At 70.6% G+C, this 5,830-nt stretch carries 6 protein-coding genes; 4 read left to right on the top strand and 2 right to left on the bottom strand.

Annotated elements, in window-relative coordinates:
* Positions 1–823 (top strand): cysteine desulfurase/sulfurtransferase TusA family protein (locus GKQ77_RS26130; RefSeq protein ID WP_219691386.1); only part of this gene is annotated, 823 nt, incomplete at its 5' end.
* Here GKQ77_RS26130 and GKQ77_RS26125 read toward each other — a convergent pair.
* Positions 824–1,798, bottom strand: a complete 975-nt coding sequence (locus tag GKQ77_RS26125; protein WP_219691385.1) for a carbohydrate kinase family protein — start codon at positions 1,796–1,798, stop codon at positions 824–826. It lies immediately after the preceding gene.
* A gap of 135 nt (positions 1,799–1,933) precedes the next feature.
* Here GKQ77_RS26125 and GKQ77_RS26120 point away from each other — a divergent pair, with 135 nt between their 5' ends.
* Entirely contained in the window at positions 1,934–2,170 is a 237-nt protein-coding gene (locus tag GKQ77_RS26120) for a hypothetical protein (RefSeq protein ID WP_219691387.1), read from the top strand.
* Positions 2,171–2,340: 170 nt separating this feature from the next.
* Positions 2,341–3,867: a hypothetical protein gene (locus tag GKQ77_RS26115; protein ID WP_219691384.1), complete on the top strand. Its 1,527-nt coding sequence runs from the start codon at positions 2,341–2,343 to the stop codon at positions 3,865–3,867.
* 101 nt (positions 3,868–3,968) lie between these two features.
* Here GKQ77_RS26115 and GKQ77_RS26110 read toward each other — a convergent pair whose 3' ends face one another.
* Complete coding sequence (locus tag GKQ77_RS26110) at positions 3,969–4,325, bottom strand: HesB/IscA family protein (RefSeq protein WP_030786960.1); 357 nt, start codon at positions 4,323–4,325, stop codon at positions 3,969–3,971.
* A gap of 247 nt (positions 4,326–4,572) precedes the next feature.
* Here GKQ77_RS26110 and nadA point away from each other — a divergent pair, with 247 nt between their 5' ends.
* Positions 4,573–5,790: a quinolinate synthase NadA gene (gene nadA / locus GKQ77_RS26105; RefSeq protein ID WP_219691383.1), complete on the top strand. Its 1,218-nt coding sequence runs from the start codon at positions 4,573–4,575 to the stop codon at positions 5,788–5,790.
* The last annotated feature ends 40 nt before the right edge of the window (positions 5,791–5,830 follow it).

The raw sequence follows: 5,830 nt of genomic DNA, 5'->3' as shown, positions 1-5,830 counted from the left end.
GGAGTGGTCGCTGCTCACCGGGAGTGCCCATAAGTGGGGCGGGCCGGCGGGGGTCGGGCTTCTCGTCGTACGCAAAGGGGTGCGCTTCGCCGCTCAAGGCCCGGTCGACGAGCGGGAGTCGGGGCGTGCCGCCGGTTTCGAGAACATCCCGGCGATCGTCGCGGCGGCGGCCTCGCTGCGCGCGGTGCGGGCCGAGGCCGAGGCGGAGGGCGCGCGGCTGCGGGAGCTGACCGAGCGGATCAGGGCGCGGGTGCCGGGGAGCGTGCCGGACGTGGAGGTGGTGGGCGATCCCGTGCGGCGGCTTCCGCACCTCGTCACCTTCTCTTGTCTCTATGTCGACGGAGAGACCCTGCTGCACGAGCTGGACCGGGCGGGCTTCTCCGTCTCGTCCGGCTCGTCGTGCACCAGTTCGACGCTGACCCCGAGCCATGTGCTCAGGGCGATGGGTGTGCTGAGCGAGGGGAACGTCCGGGTCTCGCTGCCGGCCGGCACGGAGGCCGCCGAGGTGGAGCGGTTCCTCGACGTGCTGCCCGGCGCCGTCCGCGAGGTGCGGGAGAAGCTGGGCGCGCCGGGTGGGGCCCAGGCGCGTACGGAAGGGGGGTCGCTCGTGGTCGACGCGGTCGGCAAGCGGTGCCCGATCCCCGTCATCGAGCTGGCGAAGGTCATCGGGGACGTCCCGGTGGGCGGGACGGTGACCGTGCTCGCCGACGACGAGGCGGCGCGGCTCGACATCCCGGCGTGGTGCGAGATGCGCGGTCAGGAGTACGTGGGTGAGCGGTCGGCGGACCGGGGCAGCGCGTACGAGGTCCGCCGGCGCTCGTGATCAGACGAGGCGGGCGCTGACCTCGGCGGCGGCCTCGTGGCCGTACGCCTTGGTGAAGCGGTCCATGAAGTTGCTGCGGCGCAGCTCGTACTCCTGGGTGCCGACGGTCTCGATGACCAGGGTGGCGAGCATGCAGCCCACCTGCGCGGCGCGCTCGTGGGAGACGCCCCAGGCGAGGCCGGAGAGGAAGCCCGCGCGGAACGCGTCGCCGACGCCGGTCGGCTCGACCTTCGCCTCCTCCTGCGGGACGCCGACCTCGATCGGGTCCTTGCCGACGGCCTCGATGCGTACGCCGTTGGCGCCGAGGGTGGTCACGCGGTGGCCGACGCGGGAGAGGATCTCGGCGTTGGTCCAGCCGGTCTTGGACTCGATGAGGCCCTTCTCGTACTCGTTCGAGAAGAGGTAGGTGGCGCCGTCCAGGAGGGTGCGGATCTCGTCGCCCTCCATGCGGGCGATCTGCTGCGAGAAGTCCGCGGCGAACGGGATCTTCCGGGTGCGGCACTCCTCGGTGTGCCGGAGCATCGCCTCGGGGTCGTCGGCACCGATCAGGACCAGGTCGAGCCCGCCCACGCGGTCGGCGACGGTCTTCAGTTCGATGAGGCGGGCCTCGCTCATCGCGCCCGTGTAGAAGGAGCCGATCTGGTTGTGGTCGGCGTCCGTGGTGCAGACGAAGCGCGCGGTGTGCAGCGTCTCGGAGATCCGTACCGAGGCGGTGTCCACGCCGTGCCGGTCGAGCCAGGCGCGGTACTCGTCGAAGTCGGAGCCGGCGGCGCCGACCAGGATCGGGTGGGTGCCGAGCTGGCCCATGCCGAAGGTGATGTTGGCGGCCACGCCTCCCCTGCGGACGTCGAGGGCGTCGACCAGGAAGGAGAGGGAGACCGTGTGCAGCTGATCGGCGACCAGCTGGTCGGCGAAGCGGCCGGGGAAGGTCATCAGATGGTCGGTGGCGATGGAGCCGGTGACTGCGATACGCACGGCTGGGTGCTCCTGTGGAGGAGAGGCGAGGGGTTGACAGTTCACGTTACCGGGTCGAACACCTGCACCTGAAGAGGCAAAACTACCCGATAGTAGGGCTTTGTTCCTCGCCGGTCACATGCTTACGGTGCCGTTATGACCCTTATCTCGAAGGATGTCGCTCCGAAGCGTGCCGCCAGGCTCCCCGCCGAAGGTCTGGAGTCCCCGGAGACCATGGCGACCCTGCGCGGCGACTGCGCCCGCATGGCTCCGCACTGGAGTGCCCCCGCCAAGGCCGCCGCCGCCCCCGTGCCGCCGTCCCTGATCCACGGAGTCACCGTGCCATCCTCCTCCGCCCGCCTCATCGACGGGATGTCCGAGTACGGGGACTGAGGAGACCGGCTCAGGGGCCGGGCGCGCGCCGAGGGAACCGTGCGCTCCCCCGCTGCGTCCCATCGCCGTCCCCCGTTGAGGGGAAGTGGGATACGACGAAGCCCATTCCCGGGTTTCCAGGGATACCTGTGGGTGTCCAGGGACAGCAGTGCAGTCGAAGGAGCGATGCGGTGAGCACCGAGCGATCCGATCATGAGGTGGCCGAGCGGCAGCGGCGGCGTGCGCGCCTCGCCGTCGCCTCGGTCGCGGCCACCGTGCTGCTGGTCGGCGGCGGTGGCGCGTACTTCGCCGCGACCGCGTCCGGCGGTGGCGGCAAGGGCGGCGACGGGGCCCCGGCGGGGAACGGCGGCGATCCGCCGCCGCTCGCGCTCGACGGGTATACGGGCGCCGACCGGCAGGGCGAGGGCGCCGACAAGGGCACGGACGGCACGGGCGGGACCGCCGGCATCGCGCCTGGCGAGCCCGACCCGAGCGGCGCCATGTACAAGGCGACCGGCAAGCTGCCCAAGGGCCCGGAGTCGGCCTACGTCCACCACGCGCGCGGCGAGGTCACCCGTGCCGAGGTCACCGCGCTCGCGAAGGCGCTCGGCCTCTCCGGGACGCCGACGTCACGGGACGGCGCCTGGCGGGTGGGGCAGGACAAGGACGGCTCGGGCCCCTCGCTCCAGGTGACCAAGCAGGCGCCCGGCACCTGGACCTACGCCGGGCACGGCACGGGTGGCACGGACAACTGCCCGAAGGCCAAGCCCTGTTCGGCCACCTCCCCCCTCCCCCACGGCGACGCGGACGACGCCGTGAGCGAGAAGGCGGCCAAGAAGGCGGCGGCGCCGCTCCTCAAGGCGCTCGGCCAGGACGACGCGAAGCTGGACGCCCGCCAGCTCATGGGCGCCGTACGCGTGGTGAACGCCGACCCGAAGGTGGACGGCCTGCCGACCTACGGCTGGTCGACCGGTGTCCAGGTCGGCCCGGACGGCAAAGTGGTGGGCGGCAGCGGCCAGTTGAAGGCGCCGGTGAAGGGCGCCGAGTATCCGGTGATCAGCGCGCGGGAGGCCCTGGACCAGCTGAACTCGACCCGTGGCGACGGGCGCGTCGGCATCGGCGGCTGTGCGACTCCGGTGCCGCACGCCGATGACAGCACGAAGGCGGAGGGCGGCGGCATCAAGGCGGGCGGCGGCGCGGAGCAGGCGCCCTGCGAGCCGTCGTCCAAGCCCCCGAAGCCGCGTTCGATCGCCGTCAGCGGCGCCACGTTCGGGCTCGCGACGCACTTCGTGGGCGGCAGGCAGACCCTCGTACCGTCATGGCTGTTCGAGGTGAAGCCGCAGGGCGCGGCAGATACCTTCACGGTGACGCACCCGGCGGTCGCCCCCAAGTACCTGACGTCGCCGAGCACTCCGGGCACGCCCACGCCCCCCGGGAAGCCGGAGCGGCCCCGCGACAAGGGTTCGGTGCCCGTCGAGTCCTACAGCGCCGACGGCAGGAAGCTGACGGTGCACTTCTGGGGCGGCGTGTGCAGCGAGTACTCCGCGTCCGCGCGGGAGACCGGCGAGCGCGTGACGGTGACCGTGAAGGAGACCGAGCAGAAGGACAAGGTCTGCGTCATGGTCGCCAAGCGGCTCTCGGAGACGGTCACCCTGGACAAGCCGCTGGGTGAGCGCGAGGTCGTGGACGGCGCCGGTGAGACGGTGAAGCGGAAGTAGCGACCGGCGTCCGGCCCTGCGCGGGCGACCGGCACAGACGACGGCGGCGGCTCCCTGGGATTCCAGGGAGCCGCCGCCGTCGTACGCGTACGCCTACAGATTTAGCTGAAGGAGTCGCCGCAGGCGCAGGAGCCGGTGGCGTTCGGGTTGTCGATCGTGAAGCCCTGCTTCTCGATGGTGTCGACGAAGTCGATGGAGGCGCCGCCCAGGTAGGGAGCGCTCATCCGGTCGGTGACGACCTTCACGCCGTCGAAGTCCTTGACGACGTCGCCGTCGAGCGTGCGCTCGTCGAAGAACAGCTGGTAGCGCAGGCCCGAGCAGCCGCCGGGCTGGACGGCCACGCGCAGCGCCAGGTCGTCCCGGCCTTCCTGCTCCAGCAGGCCCTTCACCTTGGCCGCGGCGGCGTCCGACAGGAGGATGCCGTCGCTCACGGTGGTGGTCTCGTCCGATACGGACATCTGCTTCTCTCCCGGGTTGTACGGAGACTGCTTGCCGACGGTTGCAACCGGCGGGGCCGCGGATTCATTCCGGGCCGAGCGCTTACGTCTTACCCCTTCATGCTCGCACATGGTTTTCCGTGGGGCGCCGGGCGAGGGGCCCGGCGAATTCGTCACATCGACAATATGGCCATCGTCAAACTGACGTGAAGCGGTTATGATAGATAACGTCAATTCGACGAAAAGGCTCGACTGCTGAAGAGAAAGGGTGCGTGTCGTGACCACCGCCCAGTCCCCCGTGGACCTCGTGGACCTTGAGGTTCAGCCCACGCCGCTCGCCCTGCTGCTGCTCGGCCGCGAGGCCGACCCCAAGAGCGAGCGCGGCGTGGAGTGCCCCGGTGACCTGCCCTCCCCCTCCGACCCGGACCTGGTGGAGCGTGCCCGGGCCGCCAAGGAGAAGCTCGGGGACAAGGTCTTCGTGCTCGGCCACCACTACCAGCGCGACGAGGTCATCCAGTTCGCGGATGTGACCGGTGACTCCTTCAAGCTGGCACGCGACGCCGCCGCGCGGCCCGACGCCGAGTACATCGTCTTCTGCGGTGTGCACTTCATGGCCGAGTCCGCCGACATCCTGACCGGCGACGACCAGAAGGTCGTCCTGCCCGACCTGGCCGCCGGCTGCTCGATGGCCGACATGGCCACCGCCGAGCAGGTCGCCGAGTGCTGGGACGTGCTGACCGAGGCCGGCATCGCCGAGCAGGTCGTCCCCGTCTCGTACATGAACTCCTCCGCCGACATCAAGGCCTTCACCGGCAAGCACGGCGGCACGATCTGTACGTCGTCGAACGCCAAGCGCGCCCTCGAGTGGGCCTACGCGCAGGGCGACCCCGCGTCGACCAAGGTGCTCTTCCTGCCCGACCAGCACCTGGGCCGCAACACCGCCGTGCGCGACATGGGCTTCTCGCTCGACGACTGCGTGGTCTACAACCCGCACAAGCCGAACGGCGGCCTCACCGTCGAGCAGCTGCGCGACGCGAAGATGATCCTGTGGCGCGGGCACTGCTCGGTGCACGGCCGCTTCTCGCTGGAGTCGGTCGAGGACGTGCGCGCGCGGATACCGGGCGTGAACGTCCTGGTGCACCCGGAGTGCAAGCACGAGGTCGTGGCCGCCGCCGACTACGTGGGCTCCACGGAGCACATCATCAAGCCCCTGGAGGCGGCGCCCGCCGGCTCGAAGTGGGCCATCGGCACGGAGCTGAACCTCGTACGCCGCCTGGCGAACCGTTTCGCCGCCGAGGACAAGGAGATCGTCTTCCTCGACAAGACGGTCTGCTTCTGCTCGACCATGAACCGCATCGACCTGCCGCACCTGGTCTGGACGCTGGAGTCGCTGGCCGAGGGCAACCTCGTCAACCAGATCCAGGTCGACCGCGAGACCGAGCAGTTCGCCAAGATGGCGCTGGAGCGGATGCTGGCGCTTCCGTAACCTCGTGCGGCATGCATGCGTAAGGGGCGCCCGCCAATGG

The sequence above is a fragment of the Streptomyces anatolicus genome (assembly GCF_019400875.1).
Classification (GTDB): Bacteria; Actinomycetota; Actinomycetes; order Streptomycetales; family Streptomycetaceae; genus Streptomyces; species Streptomyces anatolicus.
The sequence above is the reverse complement of the archived record's forward strand: the minus strand, read 5'-3'. Positions and strand labels throughout refer to the sequence as shown.